Raw genomic sequence first — 22,770 nt, forward strand, 5'->3', positions numbered from 1 at the left:
TTAATTAAGTTCTGAAATTTAATGATTACTGACTTATAGACTTTTAATAACTGTGTAATCCATAAGAATTAATAGCTCCTTTATTAGCCATTAGAAAAGCACCTGTAAATTTTCTACAAGTGCCAATGAATTATATTACTATTATGTATTGTTGTATTATACTTTTATTTTACACATTTCACTAAAGTAATACTTTACTTTTTTATCAATTGTACAAATGTCATATTGCCTATTATTCTGGAAACTGGTTGTGGCTCAGTCAATCCTTTGGGAGTAGCTCCACTGTAAAAAAACAAAGCTTTATTTGTTGGATCATTTCCATTAAGTGATTCCATTGCGGCCTTCATTCCACTTGCCTCTGCAGGTCTATTAATGTTACCATTTAATACCGGGGTGAATTGATAACGCCCATTTGTATTTTCATTAATAACAGCCTTAATTGAATTTGGAAAATAACTGCTCTTAACTCTATTTACAACTATTGCGCCTACAGCAACCTGAGCCTCATAACTTTCTCCTCCTGCTTCAGCGGTTATTAATCTAGCTAGCAAGTTCAAATCGCTATCTGTATATTTTATTGCCGTAGATTTTGTTTGCGATGTTTGCGCTGCAGTAGAACTAGTACCTCCTGAAATCTTAAGAACTTGTCCTGGGAAAATGGAATCATTCAATTTGTTATTATCTTTCCTTAAATCATTTAATGATTGTCCACACTTTTTCGCTATTGAAGATAAGCAATCCCCACTTTTAACAGTATAAGTTTTAAGTGAATCGCTCTTCGTTTGTGTTGTTTGTTTCACCGTAGCACTAGTTCCTCCTGAAATCTTAAGAACTTGCCCCGGAAAAATAGAATCATTCCATTTGTTATTAGCTTTCCTTAAGTCATTTAATGATTGTCCGTGCTTCTTCGCTATCGAAGATAGACAATCCCCACTTTTAACAGTATAAGTTTTAGTTGTTGATGTAGCTGCAAATATATTTTGTGATGTAAGCATTGATACACCAATTGTTAATGTTGTTGTTAATAAAATAGATTTAAGACTTTTAAATTTGGTCATTATTTTCCCTCCTTTTTCCTCCCAGGTTAGTTTACAGGTTAGGGTATTGGCACCTTAATTTTACATAAAGCTTCACTCCAAAATTAAATCCCGTACTTCCTGTGGAGTATTATTTAATTATACCATAATAAGGCAACGATAAAAATCCAATGCATTTTTTGGAATTTTATGTCACATATAAATTGTATTAACTCATACCTTCGAAGCTGAAATGTCGCTAAATCATGGATACTAAATCCAGTTTTTTTACATTTTAGGAATACTTTTCACCTTAATAGTTCAGAATTAAAAAGTGCTAGTAAAAAAGGATGTAAGGAGGAAATTATGAAAGTTGGTATTCCTAAAGGCTTATTATATTATAAATACTTTCCTTTTATAGAAAAGTTTTTAATTGAATTAGGTGCAGAAGTAATTACATCTGCTGATACAAACAAAAACATTTTAAATGGCGGAGTTAAATACTGTGTAGACGAGGCTTGCTTGCCCATAAAGATATTTCATGGACACATACTAGATATAAAGGACAGATGTGATTTACTAATAATACCTAGAATTATGAGGGTCCGCGCACGTGAGTTTATATGTCCTAAGTTTTGTGGACTTCCAGAAATGATAATGTATAGCATACCCAATTTGCCAAAGGTAATGACAGAACCTATATATGCAACTAATGAGAAAGAATTATATTGTTGGTGTAAAAAACTAGCTCAAATGATTACGAAAGATAATAGTAAGATAAGCGTTGCATTTAACAAAGCCTTAGAAACACAGAGGAATTTTAAATTTGGGATTAAAGATGAAGGCTTTAAAAAAAATGTTGCTTTAGTAGGACATCCATATAATCTTTACGATACTTTCATTAATATGAATATAGTAAAAAAACTAAACAAACTAGGTGTAGGCGTTATAACAGAGGAATATATGGCGGAAGAACAAATTAAGGCAGAAGTAAAAAGCCTTTTTAAAAGGCCCTTTTGGACTTTTGCTGCAAATTCTTATGGATTTACAACTAGCATAGCAAAAAATAATGAAATAGATGGAGCAATATACATATCATCCTTTGCTTGTGGAATAGACTCTGTTGTACTAGAACTTATTAAAGAAAAAATTGGAGATTTCCCTCTTTTAGTTTTAAAAGTTGATGAACATACTGGTGAAGGCGGCCTAGACACAAGGCTTGAAGCCTTTATTGATATGATTGAAAGGAAAAATAATAATGAAGATAACATTTCCACATTTAGGCAACACATATCTTGCAGCTAAAGCACTATTTGATGGACTGGGTATAGAATGCATAGTTCCACCATTTAGTAGTAACGAGGCGTTAGAGCTCGGTTCAAAGTTTTCTCCAGAAGAAATGTGCTTACCTTATAAAATTATGATGGGCAATTATTTACAGAGTATAGAGCTTGGAGCGGATACCATAATTATACCTGGAAGCTGTGGTCCCTGTAGATTTGGTGAGTACTGCGAATTACAGATGAATGCGCTAAAGAAATTAGGACACGATTTGACTTTTATCGTAGTTGATAGCCCTTTTGACATAGGTAAAGAAGAATTCTTAAATCGCCTATCCAATATCACGGATAATAGCACATTAGGTAAGGCTCAAAAAATTAGAGCGTTAAAGGTAGCCTATAATGTAATTGAGCTAATAGAAAAAATTGAAAGTAAAGCACATTATTTAACAGGATTCGAAGTAACCAAAGGAGAATTTAAGAGACTTTTAAAAGAATGTACCCTTAATGCTTCGAAATCAAGTTCGCCATCACAGATGGTGAATATTCTAAAAGAATATAAGAATAAAATAAGCGAGGTTCCTATTAATAAACATAAGTCCCCAGTAAAAATTGCAATTATCGGTGAAATTTATACTATAATTGAACCCTTTTCTAATCTTTATATAGAAGATAAACTTATGGATTATGGGGTCGCCACTAAACGAATGCTTACTCCTAGTTGGTGGATTAAAGATACAGCACTTCGCCCTTTAAAGCTTAACTCAATTGACATAAGGAGAGCTTCTAGAGAATATCTCCCATATTATATCGGTGGGCACGCTAGAGAGTGCATAGGAGAAGTACTCCTTGCTGAAAAAGAGAATTTTGATGGAGCCATTCAAATTTTTCCTATGGGATGTATGCCAGAAATTGTATCAAAATCAATTTTGACTGCAATTTCAAATGATAAAGATTTTCCGATAATGACTTTGATAGTAGATGAAATGACTGGAGAGGCAGGGTATATTACTAGAATAGAAGCATTTGTAGATATGTTAGAGAGGAGGAAAAACAATGTACTATATGGGAGTTGATGTGGGATCTGTAAGTACTAATATTGTACTATTAGATAATACATTAAAAGTTATTGAAAAATTATATTTAAGAACAAAAGGTAAACCTATAAAAGCAATCCAAGATGGACTTAAAATTCTAAGTGAAAAATACGATAGTAAGCAAATAAGCTCAGTTGGAACTACAGGTAGCGGAAGACATATGGCTTCTTTTTTAATAGGCGCTGACATAGTAAAAAATGAAATTACTGCTCATGCAGTGGCAGCACTCGAAATTGATAAAGATGTAAGTACTATATTAGAAATTGGTGGTCAAGATTCAAAGATAATACTATTAAAAAATGGCATAGTGACAGATTTTGCAATGAATACGGTATGTGCTGCAGGCACGGGTTCTTTTATTGATAGGCAGGCGGAAAGGCTAGAGATACCTATTGAAAATTTTGGAGAGTATGCATTAAAGTCAAAAGCACCTGTAAGAATAGCTGGGAGATGTGCCGTTTTTGCGGAATCTGACATGATACATAAGCAACAGCTTGGATATAATGAGGACGATATAATAGGAGGTCTTTGTGAGGCAATGGTTAGGAATTATCTAAGCAATGTAGGGAAAGGAAAACAAATTCGATCAAAAATATTTTTTCAAGGTGGAGTTGCAGCGAATATAGGCATTAAAGTAGCTTTTGAAAAAGCCTTAGGCACTGAGATTCATGTTCCAGAGCATTACGATGTAATGGGTGCTATTGGAGCTGCAGTACTCGCAAATGAAGAAGTTATGAAGACAGGAAAAACAAATTTCAAAGGTTTTGAAGTAGCATTCAATGATTTTGCCCCTCGAAATATAGAGTGCAATGGTTGTGGTAACAATTGTGAAGTAATTGAAATAAAAGATGGTGAAAAAACTGTAGGCTGTTTTGGAGATAGGTGTGGTAAATGGAGCAGTAAGATGGTTATATGATTTTTTTGTTTCATCAGAAATTCTATACGGATATGAATTTAAAATTATTAATGATAAAACTCCTGAAAATTACTTTCCTATTAAATCATCTCCTGCGGAGATGAAACATTAACGACTTCAGAAGTAGATTTATACTCACGCTTAAGTTTTCTTTTGGTTATAGTATTGAACTCACACTTATAGAAGTGGATACTTCCCTTCTGAAATGTCGTTAAAAATAGTAAATAATCCATAAAGGCTAATTTTAAAATCTGAAATTAGTCTTTATTCTTCCACAATAAGATCAATATGTGTTTTTAACACTTCTGGTTTATTAATTATAATTTTTTTATCATCATAACATATAACTCCATTTTTCAAGAATTCATTTAAACATCTTGTAACTGTTATTCTTGAACAGCCTATATTATTTGCCAATTCCTCATGGGTATATATACGATTTAATGAAACAATCCCTTCACTATCTGGCTCTGCTGTAGAAGATAGCCTTAATAGAGCATCTGCAAGTTGCCCTCTTGCATCGTTAAAAATTGCATTTGTAAGCTGAAGCATAACAATTCGAAACTTTCTTGTCATACTATGCATAAAATATTTATATATTTGTGGCTCAGAGGTCAGTTCTCTTTCTAAAACCTCTTGGCTTAAAATTGCAATTTCTACAGATTCCTTTGCTGTTGTAACAATGGAATCTATGCCACCACAAAAATAGATCATTTCACCAACTATTTCTCCACGTCTAATAATATATAATACTTTTTCATGACCATTTAAACTAATAATACTTTGCTTCACAACTCCTTTTACTACAATTCCTACAGAACCTCCACAATCTTTATCTAACACTTCATTTTTGTTATATTTTTTTACTTGTCCAAGCTTACTGAGGGTATTCAAAAAATAATTTCGCATTATTTCTTGTCTATCACAGTCAAAGAACTTCCTATACATGAATTTCCCCCTAATAATATACTACTCTGAAATTTACTATCTATATTTTTTTTGTCTATACCTTAACATATGCTTTTATTATATCACTAAAATTTCTATCGCATTGATTTCTATTTTTTAGTATATAAATAAATATATTAAAAATGAACCACTTCTATACATTCAAATAGAAATGGTTCGTTTATATTAAATAAGAACTTCTTATTTGAAACACATATTTACTAGCATATTTGACCAAGTACAGTTTTTACATCTTCTTTATTTTCAATTGCCGCTTTTATTGCTAAGGTTAACCCTTCTGTAATTTTCTCGAGCTCCATATAAGGAGTATTGGGTTTACTCATTACTTGTGCTGAAATGAATGGAACATGTATAAAAGTTCCCCTTATTATTGGGTGCTTTGTGTGAATTAAATGAAGCAATCCATACATTAAATGATTGCATACAAATGTACCTGCATTATTAGAAAGTGATGCTGGGATGCCACTTTTCCGTATTTCTTCTACCATTGCTTTAACCGGAAGAGTTGAAAAATAAGCATTCTCCCCTTCTTCAAAAATTGCGCTATCGATAGGTTGATTTCCCTCATTATCTGGAATCCTTGCATCATCCACATTAATTGCAACTCTTTCTATTGTTAAATCGAATCTACCGCCCGCTTGTCCAACACAAATCACTATATCTGGGTTTTCTTTAATTATTGCTTTTTCTAGTTCTATAATCGATTTATTAAATACCGTCGGTATTTCAATCTTCACAATTTTAGACCCAGAAATGGTACCTTCTAATTTCCTTACCGCTTCGAAAGATGGGTTGATTTTTTCCCCTCCAAAGGGATTAAATCCTGTTATTAATACTTTCATATTGTCACCTCATTATTATATTTTAACCTTATGTTTTGTCGTTAAAATGCCCAAAAATACATTAAAACGATATGAATACCAAGCATTACAACTGCCACTGGCATTTGATATTTAATAATTCCATTCTTCTTATCTTTCATTTCTAAAATCGCCGTTGGCACAATATTAAAATTAGCAGCCATTGGCGTCATTAAAGTTCCGCAAAACCCAGCTGTAAGAGCAAGTGCAGCTGCAATTACTGGATCGCCCCCTTGTGCAAACACAAAAGGCAGATTTGATTTTTCCAATAAGATATGCTGCCCTTTCACGAAGACCATACCTTTCCAAAAGTCCAATTACCGGAAGAGAAATTATAAATAATGTCATGTACCTATTTGTTACAAAAGCATTTCCTAAAATCGTCATAATTTCATTAAAAGACATGCCTGATACAAGTCCGGTTGCGACTCCTGCAAAAACAACAACTGCAATTGCATCCACTTTAAACATAAAACCTATCACTATAATAACGATTCCAATTAGCTTGATCATGATATACCTCCTCAAAATAAATTTTGTATATTAATAAAGTATCAGAATTTTACCACATTTGATGTATCACAGGCTACAAAGTGTCAATTATTTTATTGTTACAATAAAAAAACTAACCATTATTATGAGGCCGCTGAAAAAAGCACTCTTTATTTAGTACAGTTTTCAAGCTTGAATAGAAAAAGCATGATATATCCATATTTTGGATATATCATGCTTTTTATTTTATAATTAAGTTTTAAAAGCCCTATTTCATGCTTTTCAACTTAATTATTCTCTTTAGATTCACAGTGAAGATTGATAATGCACCTTGCATTTGCATGCTAATTAAGCCTGACGATATTGCTACATCATAGCTATGTTGGTGCTTAAGTTCACTGTTTTTAGCCTCTATCATATAACGTTCCCTAGCTCGTTTTTTAAAATATTCACTTTTTTCGAACTCTATTTGATCTTTGTGAGTATTTGACTTTATTGAAACTGAATAAGTTTTAGATTTAGCGCCTTCTTTATAACACCCATCTTTATGAACACAATTTTTACACTTTTCTACATTAAAATAGTAGGTTAGCACTTGATTTTTACCAACATTCTTCTTTCCCTGTTTTGCTTTTTTAATAGCCATATGACCTGCCGGACATACAAATAAACCAGCATCTTTATTAAACTCAAATTCATCTTCTTTTTTTCGCATTCCTTGTGAAATTACAGGATTTAGTCTTGAAATTAATGCAATTTTATTTTCTTTTGTATATTCTAGGTTTTTCTTTTCAGAATAAGCTGTATCTCCAATTACTTCATTTACATCTATACCAGCCTCACGGCTTTTTTCTATTAAGGTTATGAGCTCCTTTCCATCACTTTTTTCGCCAGTTGTAATAACAGCTGCTGTAATTAAACGTTCTTCACTCATAGCAAGGTGTGATTTATATCCAAAAAAAGAACTATCCTCAGTTTTATGCCCCACTTTTGCATCCTCATCTTTTGATATTTTTAGATTTTCTAAGTCATCATTAATAGCTTCAATTAAGTAGTTTAATTTAGTTTTCACAGCTGGATTTGCTGCAGTTTCTGGCTTCTCGTTTATGGTATCAATTAATAATTTGCAGTACTCAAGAATATCTTCAAGTACTCCAGTTGTAACTTTATTAGGTAACTCTTCTTTAATACCAGGATGTACTCCGTACAATGTTTTTCTTAAGTTTTTTGCACGTTTCAATAATTCCTCGCTTGCTGACTTTTGGTTATAACGTGACTTGGTATGCGTAGCATCAACTATTATTGCTTTACTTTTTAAAACTCCCTCTTTTATAGCAAGTTCTACAGTCTTGTTTATTAATAAATCCAATAAATTCATGTCTTTAAGGCGAAGCTTTCTAAATTTAGTTAGTGTACTTGAGTTTATTAAATTTGTTTCTTCTGGGGCTAAATTTAGAAAATATTTAAAGGACATGTCATAAAGAGTTCTTTCAACAACATCTTCATCAGACAATTCATATATTACTTTCAAAAGTAAATATTTAAATAGCATTATGGGGTTAATAGCACCTCTACCCATAGATGAACTATAGTTAATCATCAATTCGTCATAAACAAATGAAAAGTCAACAAGGTCATTAATTTGCTTTAAAATGTTATCTTTCGGAATAATTAACGAATATAAGCTATGGTATGTATTTATTTTTATTTCCAATTGTCCTTTTAGCATAATAGTTTAGCCCCTTTTATTTTATTCTACTATACTAATTCGACATATCTTTTAAAATTCCTTTTTGTTTTTTAGTATTTTATATAAAAAAATCGCCATCTTTAATTAGATGACGATTTTTCATATAGTAAAAAACTGTCTAAATCAACTATAAAATTAATTTAGACAGTTTTATATTAATATCATTATCCTGATTTCCGCTTATTTCTGCACATCCTTTTTGATACTGCCTTCTGAGTAATTCTTTATGAATTTAAGTAATCTATATTCCTCATCTTTAGAATTAACCCAGAAGTCAGGTAAAACTCCTAATCCATCTCTCCATTCTAAATCATTATCTACAAAAAGAGTATTTCCAAAAAAAATATCGATCTTAGAATTTGGTAGAACATAATATCCCACATCCCCTATATTTGACATCCCACTTGTGTTTGTACCTATAAAAAATGTGTTACTACAACTTTTTAATGCCTTTACAAAGCTTTCACCTGCTGAAGCTGTATTCTTATCCATTAAAACAAAAATTATCTTTTCATTATTAATATGAGTTGAATCATCATGTCCTACTTCTGACCAACCGATATATTTAAGATCACTTTTCTTATTTTTATACATATCATTAAGTTGCTGTTCAAATTTAGGATAATCCTTTGGTCCCACCATTTTTTTACCGTTGTAAAGCAATGCATCTTTTGAATTTTTAGTAAGTAGCGTTGAACTAAAGCCCGGTGATTTGTACTCTTGATTTGTAAAATTTTTAATCCAATCGAAAGCATATATTTCATTCCCACCGTAATTCCCTCTTAAATCAATTATAACTAAATCTTTCTTAGATATCTTTTTACCATCTTCCACAAATTTTTCAAGTTTTTCAGATGGTTCAAAAGAATTTAAATCAATTACTGGTATTTTATAAACTTCTTCATATTTATAACTATTATTACTTCCTTTATGCACGTAATTTTTTGATGTATTCTCTAAGTTAATGCTTATATTATTGTCCTTATTACCATCTTTAAATTTTAGGTCAATTGGTAACATATCTTCATTACTCTTATATAATCTACATAATCTATATACAATATTTCCATTTTCATCTATAGAAGGCTTAATGTATTTTTCAGGCTCCTCTTTATTTATAGTAACAATACCTTTCATATCGTTATTCAATTTCAAAAAATAAGAGTTATCCTTTTTTATAACTTCGTATTTTTCAGTAGTGTACATAATAGACTCCTTACATGTTCTGCCACCCCCTATAGAAAAATGCCCATCTTGAATAAAATCTAAATTCTCACACATAACTTTTTCTAATTCGTTACATTCAATTCTGCCATTCTTTTTCTGCAACTTCTTAAATTCTATTAAAATATTTTCTTTTGCTTTTAGAAACTTTTCATCTCCTCCAAAATATTTATAACCAGCATATCCATACTTCAATTCTTTAAAAATATATTCTATATCCTCTATAGCCTTTTCTCCATCTACCGAAATTCCTTTTTTTGATTCATCTACTTCTATATAATCCGGGGTATTTTTTAAGTTTTCATATTTATAAAGAAACTCTTTTTTGAAGTCATTAATTGTCCTTATGCTTTGATTTCTTTCACTCGTTGCATCCCTGCTTTCAACAATACTCTCCATAATATCTTTCGGAATATTATTTTTTATGCTCTTAGCTTTCTCAATATCAATGTTTAAGAATTTTTTTGCATATATCTTATTAGGTATATCAAACTTAAAAATTATAGCAGCAATAATTACTAGTATACTAGCGCTTACAAAAACTTTTTTCATTTTATGCATTACATTCACTCCCCTTACTATCTATCCCACCAATGAAATAGTATTCCATAACCACCAATATTCCAATCATAGTATGCAAAAAAAATTGGTAAGTTTTAATTTGTTATCTTATTAAGAATATTCCACATATTATCTTAAATCCCTTTGTTATGAAAATAGACATAAAAAAAGCACCTAATTATACAGATGCTTATCAGCTCAAAATTCATAGTTATTTTGCAGATTTTCCAACAAACACTTTTTCTCCATAACAAAATTCGTTAAAATTTGTCCTTTTCGTTCAACTGCTTGTTCTTTTACCACTTTATACCCTCGCTTTTGAAAGAAAGGTTTTGCAGTTATAGACGCGTAGGTTATAACAATTTTCATATCGTTTTTCTGTGCATATTTCTCTAATTCATCTGCTATTATAGTTGCAACACCCATTTCTTGATAATCCTTATGAACAAATAGTCTATCAAAATACCCAGAATCATCTAAATCACCAAATCCAATTATCATACTATCTTCTTCAATTACAACAGAATAATGTTCTGAAAGAGATTGATCCCATGCAGAAATATCAATGTCTTTAGGCGCCCACACATCAAGTTGTGCTTCGTTATAATCTCTTGCATTTACAGAATGAACGGTGTTGTAAAACAGTTCAATAATTTCTTTGCAATCTTCTGATTGGTACCTCCGTAACTTCATCTTAAATTTCTCCTCAGTTTAAATTTATTATTACTTTTAGAAAATTCCATTCAAGCATAATTTATAATATCATAAATCTTTATTGGTTTACTCCTTAGTTCTATTTAAATAGAAATGTAATAATTATCATTTAGAGGAATATAGTATAGAATAATACAAATTACAGTTGTAATTGAAATGAGGTGATATGGAATGTGTAAAATTCCCAAGATATCAAATGCTGAATGGGAAATAATGAAAATAATATGGATTAATTCTGAAATTTCATCAACCAATATTATACAAGAATTAAAGGATAAATCCGATTGGAAACCAGCTACAGTTAAAAGTCTGATAAACAGACTATTAACTAAAAATGCAATTGGATTTACTAAATTAGGTTATGAATATTTATATTTCCCTTTAATATCAGAAGATGAATGTAAAAAATCTGAAAGCCACTCCTTTATTAATAGGGTATTTAATGGCTCTATCAAATCTATGCTCTTAACTTTTGCCCAATCAGAAGAAATATCTGAAACAGATATAGATGAGTTAAAAAATATACTAAACCAATCAAGTAAAAGGGAAGGTTGATGCGTGTGGATTTTTTAAATATTTTTGAGATGATTGTACTTTCATCTTTAATTGGTAGCATAATTGTACTAATGATATTAATTTTCAAAGGAATATTTAGAAATAAACTAAATTTTACTTTCCACTATTATATATGGTTAATATTAATTATAAAATTAATAATTCCATTCGGGCCACAAAACCCTTTAAACGTTTCTAATTTATATGAAAATTTTCATGTACAGGGTACTACAAATAAATCTACACAAATAACACAAAGTAATTCTTCAAAAGAACTTACAAATGCAACTTTAAGCAATCCAATATCAATAAGTGCGATGCACCCTTCAAATAAAAGTGTAATTAGTAAGGCTAACCGTATTCCTTTAAACCACAAAGTTAATATTGAAAAAGTGTTTTGTTTTATATGGATATTTGGAGCCTCATTATCAATAACGATATTAGTTACAGGATATAAAAAATTAAAGGATATTGTTGGAACGTCTATAAAAAATATAAACAGCACACATAGAGAAATTCTAAATAAATGCAAGAAAGCTATGAATATAAGAACTGAGGTAGAATTATCATATTCGCAAAAAATAAATAGCCCTTCTTTGTATGGATTGATTAAACCAAAGATATTAATTCCAGTCAGTGTAGCCGCCAATATTGGTGATGAAGAATTTAAATATATTATAATGCATGAATTAACCCATTTGAAAAACAAGGATATATTTATAAATTATGCTATTACTTTATTGTCCATAATTTACTGGTTTAATCCTCTCTTGCTCTATGCTTTTCATAAAATGAGACAAGACTGTGAAATTTCCTGCGATGGTCAGGTTATTTCTTATTTAGGAGCTAGCGAAAACCTGCAATATGGAAATACAATAATAAAGGTATTGGAGCTGGCTGGCAAAAGCAATAGACTTATAGGAACTACTTCAATGGTTTTAAATAGTTTTGAAATAAAAAGGAGGATTATTATGATTTCAAAGTATAGGAAGATAAATTTCAAAGGTATATTACTTGGGACGGTCGTTTTCGTTATTATAGGAGGACTCGGCATTGCAATAAACACTTCAAACATAATCTCTGATAAAAATATTGTTAAAGCTACAACATTGCAAGTAAAAACACCAGTAATAACTTCTAAAAGTACAGTTAAAAACACACCAAATACATCCTCAGCAGCTATTATAAAAAAATCAACAAGTGATAATACTGATTCTATAGTACCATTTTCAGCTGACATAGTAATTTACAATAGTCACGCTGATGAAGCTTATCCCTCTGGAATGAAAGTATCTGATGTGGGTGCTTTATTGAGCAATAAACTTGTAAAAGAAGGTTTTAATAGCCATTTTATAAAGTGTGACCCACCGGCAGACTATAATAAATCATATCAAGCTGCACGTGCTTTAATAACAAAAAATGTAAAACAATATTCAAATACTATTTTATTAGACATACATTCCAATGTAATAGAAAATGAAAAATCTGATACGAGAAAGATGATATTTGTGCTCGCCAAAAGTAGTCCACATTATAAAGCAAATAAAAAATTTGTTGACAGTCTATTAGGAAACATTAAGAATTCAAAAGAAGTTAAATCCGAAATGTACTTTTATCAATTTGGAATATCTTATTTCAATGAAGATTTATCTAACAATTCAACAGTTATTGAGCTTGGAAATAATATATCCAGCGACAGCGATATTGAAGTTTGTGTAAATGCACTCGTTTCAGCATTAAAAAATACTCAAAAGACTTCATCTAAATAAAAGATAAAAATGTAGTGGGGGGATCAAGATGAGGCGTAAAGTTGTTAAAAAAGATGATAGTGGAAGAATGTTTTTAAGTATTTCCACGTTTCTCATTATTATTTTATTAGGCTTAATTTTAACTAAAAGTGTTAATGCAAGCAATGAACGAAAATTTCAAAATCACTTTTATATTAAGGTTGTTAACCTTACATTAGCTTCAATTAATTCCCCAAACACTGGAAAACAGGATGTTAATAATGAAATTAAAAATGAAAATAGCACTAACAATGAAGGCGAAAATATAAAAACAGTTATACCCTTTAAATTAATTGAAAATCAGGTAAATAAGTCTGAAGACCCAAATGTTGTTTCAAATCTCCCTGGTCCAGACTTGAAACAACCCTTAAATAGAAAAAAGCCTCGAGTCCTAATATATCATACTCATACCTCAGAAGCTTATCGGACCTCGGATAATGATACCTCTAAAACTAACAGTAGTACAGATCAAACAAGAAATGTATGTGCTGTAGGGGATGTAATAAAGGAGAACTTAGAAAAAAAATATGGAATCGCCGTTATACATGATAAAACGGTAAATGATAAGCCATATTATCCTAAAGCCTACAAGAAATCTGGTGTTACTCTAGATAAGTATTTAAAAGTATATGAAAATTTTGATTTAATTATTGATTTACATAGAGATAGTGTAAACGATAAGAATACAGTAACGACGAAAATAGACGGGGAAAATGTTGCCCAATTTATGTTTGTAATCGCACAGCAAAACCCCAAATATGCTCAACAGAAAAAATTGATAGATTCCATGATAGGAATATCAAATAAATTGTATCCTAATCTTTTAAGAGGGCTAGAAATTACTGTTGTTAATCGCGGAATTGGTTTTTATAACCAGAATAGAAGTGGTAATGCAGTATTAATTGAACTAGGCTCCTATACTAATACTACTTCGGAAGCAAAAAATACTGGTAAGTATTTATCAATAATTATTGCAGAGCAATTAAATAGAAAAAAGTAAATAATTTTTACAATTTTCAGGATAAAAAAAGATAGGAAATCCTATCTTTTATATTATAATTTATACTTTTCTAATATGCCTTCAATAAACTTTCCATTTTCATAGAATAATTCACCGTCCGCATAAATTTCCCCACTATTTCTCATATTACAAAGCATATCCCAGTGAATAGTAGATTCTGTAATCCTTTTTTTGTATCAAGGTATCTAACCCATCTTTCTTGCTCTGAACTTATCCTTTTCCATTCTGCTACTGGATCTTTCGCATCAAGTAATCCTGCACCATAAACAAAGTCCTCGTAATCGCTAAAGCTCATTGAAGCTTCCTGAGCATCTGCATAAGTAGGAAATTGTGTGCCACACCATCTTAACGACCCATTGCCCATCTTCTCAGAATATATTTTTCTCCAACTCGCTTCCCCTTGGGAATACATTTTAAATTTATTTGCATCAATTCTTGAATTTGTCTTTGTATTTCTACTTCCCCAAGCGGAAATCCACACATCTGCTTTTTCAAGCATAGTTTTAAAAATCAAATTTTCTTGAAGAAGCTGTTCTTCACTGCTATATTTAAGTTTTATTTCTGATACCTCCTGTGAAGTTAATACAGTTTCCACATGAGCACCTGCCTTCACAGCTTCCTTTACTACCTCTACCATCCAAGGTCTTGCAACCTCATCACAAGATACAAATACAAAATCACCTGGTTTAACCTTAGTAGAATAATTCACAAGTAGCTTTGCAAGTTTGTTAAGTCTTTGATCAGCCATTTATACTTCCCCCTTTCACTTTATCATTTATAAAAAAAAGCAGTAAAAATCACTACAAATTTTCACTGATTTCTGATAATTTTCTCACAATTTTCAAGTTTTATAATAAAGTTCAATTCCATATCTGCTTATCTGTTTTTCTATATTTTCATTTAATGAATCCATAAAAACTATATCACATGAATATATTCCTATTATATCATTAATTTCTTCTACGATAGTTCCTTTACTCTTTCCTATATACCCTATACAAAGGTCTATATCTGAATTTATATTTTCGGTACCTTTTGCTCTTGATCCAAATATTATTACTTTTTCTATACTACTATTATTTTTAAAATAGTTAAGTAAACTTTTATATACTTTTTTTTCTATTCCATACATTTCATATTACCTCTTTCGAAACATTCCTTAATAGATTTTCTATAGCTTGGATATAGTCACTTACTATCTTATCTTTAATTTTTTCATAATCCTGCTCATCATAAATATGTGCTGTAGAGTTTCTTGATAATAAAATATCATTCCAAATTTCTATTTCATTAATTAACCCTTCTTTAAACGCTTGCTTATAACACCCTCTTGGGTTATTTATTTCTAACCCAGAAGCTTTAAATATCTTGGATAGTAACTTCCATGTTAAATCTTCTAATGTTTCATATTTTTTTATAATAGAATCTCTATATACTTCAATTGTTATATTATCTGGATTCTCTATTTCAGTAAAATTTTCTACGATATTTTTTAGATGAACTAACATTCTATATGCGTGATTATATGTTAATTTTATTGATTCATCATATTTATCTAATATCCCCATAATATTCGATCTTCCTTTCTAAATTATATATACCTATTATTTTACCATATATAATGTTATTTAAAACTGTTATACTAATAATTTAAAATTGTTTGCACAACGACTTTCTGATTGAGACAATTAATTTTAATAATATTAATTGATAATTTCTACACCCTAGGGCATAATTAAATCATCACCTGTGGTGCTGCAATATTAACGACTTCAGAAGGAGATTTACCCCCACTGACGTTTTCTATTTGTTAGGGTAAGTAACTCCTACTTATAGTAGGTACTCTCGCTTATAGAAGTGGTGACTTTCCTTCTGAACTGTCGTTAAAGAGTAAATTTTAGACATGGAGGTGGACATCTTAAATATTTTAATAGCAGAGGATAATCAGGATTTAAGGCAACTATTGGAATTACATCTTATAAAAGAAGCCTTTACGGTATATGATGCAGAAAACGGATTAAAAGCTTTGGAGATATTTAAGAATAACGAAATCAATTTAGCTATTCTTGACGTAATGATGCCAGGGCTTGATGGTTTCAATTTACTGAGAAAGATAAGAGAAACAAGTGAAATCCCTGTAATTTTTTTAACCGCAAGAGGTGAAGATTCAGATAAAATATTAGGACTGGGACTAGGTGCTGATGACTATATGGTCAAACCCTTTAATCCCATTGAACTAATCGCAAGGGTCCATGCGCAACTAAGAAGATCCTACAAGTACAAAATGGCGCTAAAAATACCCGATAAGTTAATTATTCAAATAGGAGATTTGACTTTTGATAAAAATAGTTACAGTTTATATAAAGATAATAAACAATTAGAATGTAATGCAAAGGAGCTAAAATTACTTCAAATTTTTATGGAAAACGTAGGAAGAGTATATACAAAAAAGCAACTTTATGAAGCGGTATGGGAAGATGCTTACTTTTGCGATGGCGATGATAATACAATCATGGTGCATATTAGCCATATAAGAGACAAGATTGAAGATAACCCAAAGTATCCTCAGTATTTAAAAACTATAAGAGGAATTGGTTATAAGATGGAAAACAACTTAGGGCTAAGGAATAAAGTATGAAAAAAAAGAAAGTTGCAAACATGCTTTTGTTAAATTATTTATTACTATTTATTTTTTCTACAATAATCTTCATTATAGTGTCCTTAATCATTTCAGTAAGCTTTAAGGGATTAATAAAATATGATGAAATACCAGAACTATCAGCTTCTCAAATTATGAGAGATGACTATGAGAATATAGATTTTTCTCAGGTTTTAAAATATAAAGGTGGGGTTCAGGTAATTGACAAAAATTATAAGGTTGTTTTTTCAAGGGGAATAAATCCGAAGAATATAGAACAATATACTAAGAGTGAGTTTAGTGAATTCTTAATTAATAGCGGCAAGCATCAAGAAGAATATTATTATAATGTACGCTATAATAACAACGGTGATTTTTGGTTAAAAATAGTTATTCCTATTAAAACTCAATTCGTTAATGGCATTTTTTTCGATAAAAATGGAATTCCTAGAGCCATAGATAATTTTATATTTATTCTAATTTTAGGTGGTTTAATTAATATTACTTCTTTTATCCTTGGGCTTATTATTTACTCACGGTTAACCTCTAATAATTTTGTAAAACCTTTAAAAAAATTATTAAGTGGAGTTACAACAATTGCAGGCGGTGATTATTCTGCCAGGGTTGATTTGAGATCGACAAACGAATTTGGGGAGCTTAAAGATGCTTTCAACATAATGGCAGAAAAAATTGAAAGCGAGAAAAATCTAAAAGAAAAATCTCAAGATAATAGGAGAAAACTAATACTAGATATATCTCATGATTTAAAAACTCCCCTCTCTAATATAATGGGATACTCTGATTTACTAATGAATAACAAGGATATATCGGACTGTGACAGAGAAAAGTTTTTGGGCATTATAATAAATAATAGTTCAAGAGCCAATAGTTTAATAGGAGATTTATTTGAATTATCTAAAATGGGGAGCTCAGATTTTAAGCTTAATCTTAAAAGCGTAGATATTTGTGAATATTTAAGAGAGCTTATAGCCTCATTAATACCTCAAATCGAAGAGGCTGGTTTTAAATATTCTTTTGAGATACCATTCGATAAAAAAGTTGTTCTTATTGATGTGAAACAAATGGATAGAGCCCTCATTAACATTCTTAATAACGCTTTAAAATATAATAAGCGAGGTACAGAAATAAAAATTTTATTAAAGAATTCTTTTAACAAAGTAGTACTAGAAATTCTGGATAATGGAATTGGAATTCCTCTGGACCTATCCGCGGAAATATTTGAGCCCTTTAAAAGAGTGGATAGCGCAAGGAACTCTCAAACTGGAGGTACGGGCCTCGGACTTGCAATTACTAAGACTATAATCGAGAAACATAATGGACGAATAAGCCTTGAAACTGCTATAGGAAAAGGCTGTAAATTTATCATCAAATTAGAATAACTAAAGGAACTATCTCACTTTAGAATTTGTTTCTATCTTGAGGGAGTTCCTTTGTTATTTAACGACATTTCAGAAGGAAGTCTTCCACATCTATAAGTGGTAATATAAAGCTCGTCAGAAGTTGTTAATGCAGCGACCCAGGGGATGATTTAAGGTAGATTTAAGATTAACACAGGGCTTATTTAAGATTCAATTGCTATTATAAATGTATAAGCTCAAAAATGGAAATACACTAATGGATTCGAAAGGAGTTATTTATGCTTTTATCATTAAACAATCTTTCAAAGGAATATACTATTGAAAAAAAGAAGAGTTTCAACGCTCTTAGCTCTGTAAATCTTAATTTTGAAAAAGGGGAATTGGTTTCAATTCTCGGACCGTCAGGCTGTGGAAAATCCACACTTTTAAATATAATCGCTGGCCTCGATAGGCCAACTTCAGGTGATTTAATTATTGAGGGAAAATCAACTAAAAAATACAAAAAAAAGAATTGGGATTTATATCGTAAAAACAATATAGGCTTTATTTTTCAATCCTTTAATTTAATTGAACATTTATCAGCACTTGAAAATGTTGAAATTGTTATGAATTTAATCGGTCTATCAAAAAAGGATCGTATAAAGCGTGCAGAAAGCTTACTTAAACAGGTAGGCCTGGAAAAACATATGGATCATAAGCCAGGTGAATTATCTGGAGGCCAAAAACAACGTGTAGCTATAGCAAGAGCCCTTGCAAATGATCCAGACATAATACTAGCAGATGAGCCAACAGGAGCCCTTGATAAAAAAACAGGGATTCAAATTATGCAGCTTATTAAAGATGTTGCTCGTGATAAGTTAATTATTATGGTTACTCACAACCGAGAACTCGCATATGAATACTCTACCCGCGTTGTAGCTATTCTAGATGGTAAAATTCAAAAAGACGAGAAAATTAATGAATCTGAAAAAAATAGTTTAAAATCAGAGCTAAAAAAGAAAGATGGTAGCATGTCTTTTGGAAATGCCATAAAACTATCCCTTAGAAATATTAAAGAGAAAATGGGACGAATAGTCGTAACCACTATTGCTGGTTCAATTGGAATAGCAGGTATTTTATTAGTTATCGGGCTTAGCAATGGGGCAACTAATTACATAGATATTCAAACAAATTCTTTTGCTAGTGCTAACATAATACAAGCATCTATGAAGTTTAAAGATGCGGCGATTGAAAAAACTGATTACCCAAAGAATATAAATGTCTATGACAGCATTAAGAAAAATCCCGACGTATTAAATGTTAGAGAAGACTTAAATGTTAAAGATATTACTTCTTTTGAAGCAAATAGTAAAGAATTAAAGGATATTCCCTTTAACTCCTTAGCTGGTGAAAATTATCTTTCAAACATTGAGCATGCACTAAAAGGTAGTGTACCAAAGGACAATAAGAATGAATTATTAGTAAATAAGGATATGGCTAAAAATGTAATTGAAATGTATGGCATGAACCCAGATAAAGATGATTATACAAAAGCCATTGGTAAGAAACTCAAGGTAATAATTCAGGAGAAAACCACAAATCCAATCACAGGAGATGAAATTCTAGGTAAAAAATATACACAGGATTTTGAAGTTGTCGGTGTTGTGGATGAAATAGCCTTAAGCTCAGCCTCTGCATATTATTCTTATGATGCAGTTAATACATGGCTAAAAAATGATGGCTATTTTATAGGAAAAGAAAACCGCATAGTAAATGCAGAAGTGGTTATAAAAGACGTTCATAACAATGAAGCTGTATTAAATTACATTAATGCTAAGGAAAATGGCGGTATTGGCGGAAATAAAATGACGGAAACAAAAGGCTTTTCCGCAACCTCACAAATTGTTATGGTTAAAACTGCTATCAAAACTTTAATTAATTTGGCCGAGGCGGTTATGATTGTATTTATATCACTAGCACTCGTAGTTTCAACAATTTTAATAGGGATTGTAATTTTCTCAAGTGTACTTGAGCGTAAAAAGGAAATAGGTATTTTAAAAGCTGTGGGAGCAAGAAATAAAGATATTGCTCGTATTTTCCAAGCTGAGTCTGCCTTAATTGGTCTTTTTGCAGGGGTCACTGGAGTTCTAGTAGCTTTTATAATACAACCAATTGCAAATAGAATAATCAATAATGTATTAAATATACATTCCGATAATATCGTAAATATCCCATTAACTGGTATACCATTTACAGATATTAAAATTCCCTTTGTAACTATTGCCGGACTAATTGTTATCAGCATATTAGTCGCAGTTTTAGCGGGACACTTTCCATCTAAAAGAGCAACTAAAATTCAAGTTATCGACGCATTGCGTGATGAATAGGAGGAATAGTAAATGTTACAAATTAAAAATTTAAGAAAAACATATAAAATCGGTAAGCACCAGGTTATAGCATTAGATGATGTTTCTTTTGATTTACCTAATGGAAAACTCGTGGCAATTGTTGGACCTTCTGGTTGCGGAAAAACAACAATGATGAACTTAATAGGAGCTTTGGATAAGGATTTTGAAGGTGATGTTATTGTTAACGGAAAATCTTTAAAAGAGGCCGGAGAAAAAGATTTAGACACTTATAGAAAAAATACAGTGGGTTTTATTTTTCAACAGTTTAACTTGCTTAATTCACTAACATCAATCCAAAATGTGGAACTCGCTTTAGATTTATCAGGAATATCTAAGCAAAATAAAACGAAAAAAGCATGTAGCCTCTTAGATCAAGTTGGACTATCAAATCAAATGAAGAAGAAAGTAAACCTTCTGTCAGGTGGACAGCGCCAACGTGTTGCTATTGCCCGTGCTCTTGCTAATGATCCAGAAATAATTTTAGCCGATGAACCAACTGGAGCCTTAGATGTTAAAACTGGTGAGCAAGTTATGGAATTATTAAAAGAAATTTCAAAAGATAAACTAGTACTCATGGTTACCCATGCACCGGACCTTGCTAAGGCTTATGCAGATTTAATTGTTAAAATGGAAGATGGTAAGTTAATTTCTATTGAAGAAAATATGGCCTCGGTGTCAACCGCTGCGACTATTATAGAAAAAATAGAAACAAAATCAAAAATGTCCTTTTTATCATCCTTAAAAATATCACTTCGTAACGCATGGCTTAAAAAAGGTAGAACCCTAGCAACAGCTATTGGTACTTCTATAGGTATTTGTGGAATTGCCTTAGCTATAGCTATTACTTCAGGTACAACTAATGCAGTTGATACTCAAGTTAAAGGCATATTTCCAACAAATGCAATAACTGTAGGGTTAAAAGAAAATACTGATAAGTCTCTAAAAAATATTAAGCCTCTAAAATATAGTGATATAAACTCAGTTATGTCCTTAGATAAAAATATATATGCCTATTACTTTCAAATTGGAGGCAAAGGAATTCCTGTTGCACAATTTTATTCTTTAGATCAAAGCATAATTAAAGATGAAAAATTGATGACTAAACTGTCCGACCAATCTACTAGAGAAAAATTGGTTATGATGATGGCTCCAGGCGTGCTAGAAGATGTTAAAAATGACATTCAATATGGCAGCCTTCCAGAAGCAGGTTCCACAAATGAAATTGTTATCTCACTTTCCACCGCCAAGGATTTAGAAAAAAATGGTGGTGATCTCAAGGACTTAATTGGTAAAAATATGTACGTTCGCTATTTAAAACAAGGTTCTAATCCACATAGTGAGCAAAGTGGTATTCCTGAAGTACCCATTGTGAAAGCTTGGAAAATCGCCGGAATTGCCAATACTACAACTTTAATTGATACCTATTACGCAACGAGTGATTGGGCAATTAATTTTTATGAAAAAGAGTTTAAAATAGATAAAACAACTTTGGAAAGCCCTTCCTTAGTTTTATATTCTAGTAATACTAAAGACTTAGATGCAAGCCTCCAAAAATTAAATGATTCACAAGATAAATACAAATTTGAATTAACCGGTAAAACTATATCTTCGCAAGTTGATGGAGCAATGAAACAAGTGCGTTATGCACTTATGGGATTTTCCGGAATATCAATTCTTGTAGCAGCTCTAATGATATCAATAGTTGTTTATATTTCTGTACTTGAAAGAATTAAGGAAATAGGTATTCTCCGCGCCGTGGGTGCACGAAAAAAAGATATCTTGAATATTTTCGTTGCAGAATCATTTATTATTGGCGTCTTATCAGCGGGCATAGGATTACTATTTACTTTAGGTGCATCTAAACTCATCAATTCAGCAGTTTATGGTTTCTTAAAGAATATCTCTGCAAATGCTCCTTATATGGAAGTAGCTAAATTGCCACTCGCAGATGCTGGTTTAATTTTACTATTCTGCGTAGTTTTAAGTATGATTTCAGGCTTTTATCCATCTTTAAAAGCTTCAAAAATGGATCCGATAGACGCATTACGTAGTAGATAACACAAAAACTCATTGATTAGGATACTATAAATAGTATCCTAATTTTTTTATTTACGGAACTTTAAG

The 22,770-nt window shown here is 31.0% G+C and carries 19 protein-coding genes and 2 pseudogenes; 10 read left to right on the forward strand and 11 right to left on the reverse strand.

The genetic code is table 11. The annotated features are described in order from the left end of the window. Positions 1-194 precede the first annotated feature (194 nt). Positions 195-1,058, reverse strand: a complete 864-nt coding sequence (locus ACWJJT_RS04765) for a cell wall hydrolase (RefSeq protein WP_462956227.1) — start codon at positions 1,056-1,058, stop codon at positions 195-197. A 324-nt stretch (positions 1,059-1,382) separates the two neighbouring features. Between ACWJJT_RS04765 and ACWJJT_RS04770 the strand changes: the two genes are divergently transcribed. From ACWJJT_RS04770 to ACWJJT_RS04780, 3 genes are read left to right on the forward strand one after another with little or no spacing between them, the layout of a single operon-like run. After that, positions 1,383-2,321, forward strand: coding sequence for an acyl-CoA dehydratase activase-related protein (locus ACWJJT_RS04770; protein WP_462956228.1), 939 nt, complete (start codon positions 1,383-1,385; stop codon positions 2,319-2,321). Further along, entirely contained in the window at positions 2,275-3,372 is a 1,098-nt protein-coding gene (locus ACWJJT_RS04775) for an acyl-CoA dehydratase activase-related protein (RefSeq protein WP_462956229.1), read from the forward strand. Before ACWJJT_RS04770 ends, ACWJJT_RS04775 begins: the two co-directional genes overlap by 47 nt. Continuing rightward, a complete protein-coding gene (locus tag ACWJJT_RS04780) occupies positions 3,353-4,309 on the forward strand; it encodes an acyl-CoA dehydratase activase (protein ID WP_462956230.1) in 957 nt (318 codons plus the stop codon). The genes ACWJJT_RS04775 and ACWJJT_RS04780 overlap by 20 nt, the downstream gene beginning before the upstream one ends. Positions 4,310-4,573: 264 nt before the next feature. On the opposite strand, the gene ACWJJT_RS04785 is transcribed toward ACWJJT_RS04780, so the two are convergent. The 7 genes and pseudogenes from ACWJJT_RS04785 to ACWJJT_RS04815 form a co-directional block, all read right to left on the reverse strand. Beyond that, entirely contained in the window at positions 4,574-5,257 is a 684-nt protein-coding gene (locus ACWJJT_RS04785) for a Crp/Fnr family transcriptional regulator (RefSeq protein WP_462956231.1), read from the reverse strand. A 221-nt stretch (positions 5,258-5,478) separates the two neighbouring features. Then, a complete protein-coding gene (gene pcp, locus ACWJJT_RS04790) occupies positions 5,479-6,120 on the reverse strand; it encodes a pyroglutamyl-peptidase I (RefSeq protein ID WP_462956232.1) in 642 nt (213 codons plus the stop codon). A gap of 41 nt (positions 6,121-6,161) precedes the next feature. Beyond that, positions 6,162-6,392, reverse strand: a pseudogene (locus ACWJJT_RS04795) (5-oxoproline transporter, DUF979 family subunit); the annotation flags it as partial. After that, complete coding sequence (locus ACWJJT_RS04800; RefSeq protein WP_462956233.1) at positions 6,292-6,651, reverse strand: 5-oxoproline transporter, DUF969 family subunit; 360 nt, start codon at positions 6,649-6,651, stop codon at positions 6,292-6,294. The gene ACWJJT_RS04800 and the pseudogene ACWJJT_RS04795, both read right to left, overlap by 101 nt. Before the next feature lie 247 nt (positions 6,652-6,898). Next, positions 6,899-8,359: an IS1182 family transposase gene (locus tag ACWJJT_RS04805; RefSeq protein ID WP_268064022.1), complete on the reverse strand. Its 1,461-nt coding sequence runs from the start codon at positions 8,357-8,359 to the stop codon at positions 6,899-6,901. Between the two features lie 201 nt (positions 8,360-8,560). Beyond that, positions 8,561-10,165 carry a S41 family peptidase gene (locus ACWJJT_RS04810; protein WP_462956234.1) on the reverse strand — a complete coding sequence of 535 codons (1,605 nt, stop codon included), beginning with the start codon at positions 10,163-10,165 and terminating at the stop codon, positions 8,561-8,563. 198 nt (positions 10,166-10,363) lie between these two features. Beyond that, the gene (locus tag ACWJJT_RS04815; protein WP_462953981.1) at positions 10,364-10,858 is read right to left on the reverse strand and encodes a GNAT family N-acetyltransferase; all 495 of its coding nucleotides are present in this window, start codon (positions 10,856-10,858) and stop codon (positions 10,364-10,366) included. Positions 10,859-11,050: 192 nt separating this feature from the next. Here ACWJJT_RS04815 and ACWJJT_RS04820 point away from each other — a divergent pair, with 192 nt between their 5' ends. Genes ACWJJT_RS04820 through ACWJJT_RS04830 form a run of 3 tightly spaced genes read left to right on the forward strand, consistent with a single transcriptional unit; the run spans position 11,051 to position 14,221 of the window. After that, complete coding sequence (locus tag ACWJJT_RS04820) at positions 11,051-11,434, forward strand: BlaI/MecI/CopY family transcriptional regulator (RefSeq protein WP_216303003.1); 384 nt, start codon at positions 11,051-11,053, stop codon at positions 11,432-11,434. Then, positions 11,434-13,203, forward strand: a complete 1,770-nt coding sequence (locus ACWJJT_RS04825) for a M56 family metallopeptidase (protein WP_462956235.1) — start codon at positions 11,434-11,436, stop codon at positions 13,201-13,203. The genes ACWJJT_RS04820 and ACWJJT_RS04825 overlap by 1 nt, the downstream gene beginning before the upstream one ends. Positions 13,204-13,231: 28 nt before the next feature. Further along, the gene (locus ACWJJT_RS04830; RefSeq protein WP_462956236.1) at positions 13,232-14,221 is read left to right on the forward strand and encodes a stage II sporulation protein P; all 990 of its coding nucleotides are present in this window, start codon (positions 13,232-13,234) and stop codon (positions 14,219-14,221) included. A 172-nt stretch (positions 14,222-14,393) separates the two neighbouring features. Here ACWJJT_RS04830 and ACWJJT_RS04835 read toward each other — a convergent pair. From ACWJJT_RS04835 to ACWJJT_RS04845, 3 genes and pseudogenes are all read right to left on the reverse strand, one after another. Continuing rightward, positions 14,394-14,990, reverse strand: a pseudogene (locus ACWJJT_RS04835) (aminopeptidase); the annotation flags it as partial. Positions 14,991-15,083: 93 nt separating this feature from the next. After that, a complete protein-coding gene (locus ACWJJT_RS04840) occupies positions 15,084-15,374 on the reverse strand; it encodes a nucleotidyltransferase family protein (protein WP_462956237.1) in 291 nt (96 codons plus the stop codon). Between the two features lies 1 nt (position 15,375). Then, complete coding sequence (locus ACWJJT_RS04845) at positions 15,376-15,813, reverse strand: HI0074 family nucleotidyltransferase substrate-binding subunit (RefSeq protein ID WP_462956742.1); 438 nt, start codon at positions 15,811-15,813, stop codon at positions 15,376-15,378. Positions 15,814-16,145: 332 nt separating this feature from the next. Here ACWJJT_RS04845 and ACWJJT_RS04850 point away from each other — a divergent pair, with 332 nt between their 5' ends. The 4 genes from ACWJJT_RS04850 to ACWJJT_RS04865 all read left to right on the forward strand — a co-directional run bounded on the left by ACWJJT_RS04850 (position 16,146) and on the right by ACWJJT_RS04865 (position 22,704). Beyond that, entirely contained in the window at positions 16,146-16,880 is a 735-nt protein-coding gene (locus ACWJJT_RS04850; RefSeq protein ID WP_462956238.1) for a response regulator transcription factor, read from the forward strand. Continuing rightward, positions 16,877-18,280, forward strand: a complete 1,404-nt coding sequence (locus tag ACWJJT_RS04855; protein WP_462956239.1) for a sensor histidine kinase — start codon at positions 16,877-16,879, stop codon at positions 18,278-18,280. Before ACWJJT_RS04850 ends, ACWJJT_RS04855 begins: the two co-directional genes overlap by 4 nt. A gap of 257 nt (positions 18,281-18,537) precedes the next feature. Further along, positions 18,538-20,625: an ABC transporter ATP-binding protein/permease gene (locus ACWJJT_RS04860; protein WP_462956240.1), complete on the forward strand. Its 2,088-nt coding sequence runs from the start codon at positions 18,538-18,540 to the stop codon at positions 20,623-20,625. Between the two features lie 12 nt (positions 20,626-20,637). After that, a complete protein-coding gene (locus ACWJJT_RS04865; protein ID WP_462956241.1) occupies positions 20,638-22,704 on the forward strand; it encodes an ABC transporter ATP-binding protein/permease in 2,067 nt (688 codons plus the stop codon). The last annotated feature ends 66 nt before the right edge of the window (positions 22,705-22,770 follow it).

Source organism: Clostridium sp. CM041, assembly GCF_055081035.1.

What these genes read in the sequence shown, in the direction of transcription:
- ACWJJT_RS04765 (WP_462956227.1), bottom strand. Translation starts at nt 1,058, where the DNA reads ATGACCAAATTTAAAAGTCTTAAATCTATTTTATTAACAACAACATTA.
- ACWJJT_RS04800 (WP_462956233.1), bottom strand. Translation starts at nt 6,651, where the DNA reads ATGATCAAGCTAATTGGAATCGTTATTATAGTGATAGGTTTTATGTTT.
- ACWJJT_RS04825 (WP_462956235.1), top strand. Translation starts at nt 11,434, where the DNA reads ATGCGTGTGGATTTTTTAAATATTTTTGAGATGATTGTACTTTCATCT.
- ACWJJT_RS04860 (WP_462956240.1), top strand. Translation starts at nt 18,538, where the DNA reads ATGCTTTTATCATTAAACAATCTTTCAAAGGAATATACTATTGAAAAA.
- ACWJJT_RS04815 (WP_462953981.1), bottom strand. Translation starts at nt 10,858, where the DNA reads ATGAAGTTACGGAGGTACCAATCAGAAGATTGCAAAGAAATTATTGAA.
- ACWJJT_RS04775 (WP_462956229.1), top strand. Translation starts at nt 2,275, where the DNA reads ATGAAGATAACATTTCCACATTTAGGCAACACATATCTTGCAGCTAAA.
- ACWJJT_RS04840 (WP_462956237.1), bottom strand. Translation starts at nt 15,374, where the DNA reads ATGTATGGAATAGAAAAAAAAGTATATAAAAGTTTACTTAACTATTTT.
- ACWJJT_RS04805 (WP_268064022.1), bottom strand. Translation starts at nt 8,359, where the DNA reads ATGCTAAAAGGACAATTGGAAATAAAAATAAATACATACCATAGCTTA.
- ACWJJT_RS04830 (WP_462956236.1), top strand. Translation starts at nt 13,232, where the DNA reads ATGAGGCGTAAAGTTGTTAAAAAAGATGATAGTGGAAGAATGTTTTTA.
- pcp (WP_462956232.1), bottom strand. Translation starts at nt 6,120, where the DNA reads ATGAAAGTATTAATAACAGGATTTAATCCCTTTGGAGGGGAAAAAATC.
- ACWJJT_RS04820 (WP_216303003.1), top strand. Translation starts at nt 11,051, where the DNA reads ATGTGTAAAATTCCCAAGATATCAAATGCTGAATGGGAAATAATGAAA.
- ACWJJT_RS04780 (WP_462956230.1), top strand. Translation starts at nt 3,353, where the DNA reads ATGTACTATATGGGAGTTGATGTGGGATCTGTAAGTACTAATATTGTA.
- ACWJJT_RS04785 (WP_462956231.1), bottom strand. Translation starts at nt 5,257, where the DNA reads ATGTATAGGAAGTTCTTTGACTGTGATAGACAAGAAATAATGCGAAAT.
- ACWJJT_RS04810 (WP_462956234.1), bottom strand. Translation starts at nt 10,165, where the DNA reads ATGCATAAAATGAAAAAAGTTTTTGTAAGCGCTAGTATACTAGTAATT.
- ACWJJT_RS04865 (WP_462956241.1), top strand. Translation starts at nt 20,638, where the DNA reads ATGTTACAAATTAAAAATTTAAGAAAAACATATAAAATCGGTAAGCAC.
- ACWJJT_RS04850 (WP_462956238.1), top strand. Translation starts at nt 16,146, where the DNA reads ATGGAGGTGGACATCTTAAATATTTTAATAGCAGAGGATAATCAGGAT.
- ACWJJT_RS04770 (WP_462956228.1), top strand. Translation starts at nt 1,383, where the DNA reads ATGAAAGTTGGTATTCCTAAAGGCTTATTATATTATAAATACTTTCCT.
- ACWJJT_RS04855 (WP_462956239.1), top strand. Translation starts at nt 16,877, where the DNA reads ATGAAAAAAAAGAAAGTTGCAAACATGCTTTTGTTAAATTATTTATTA.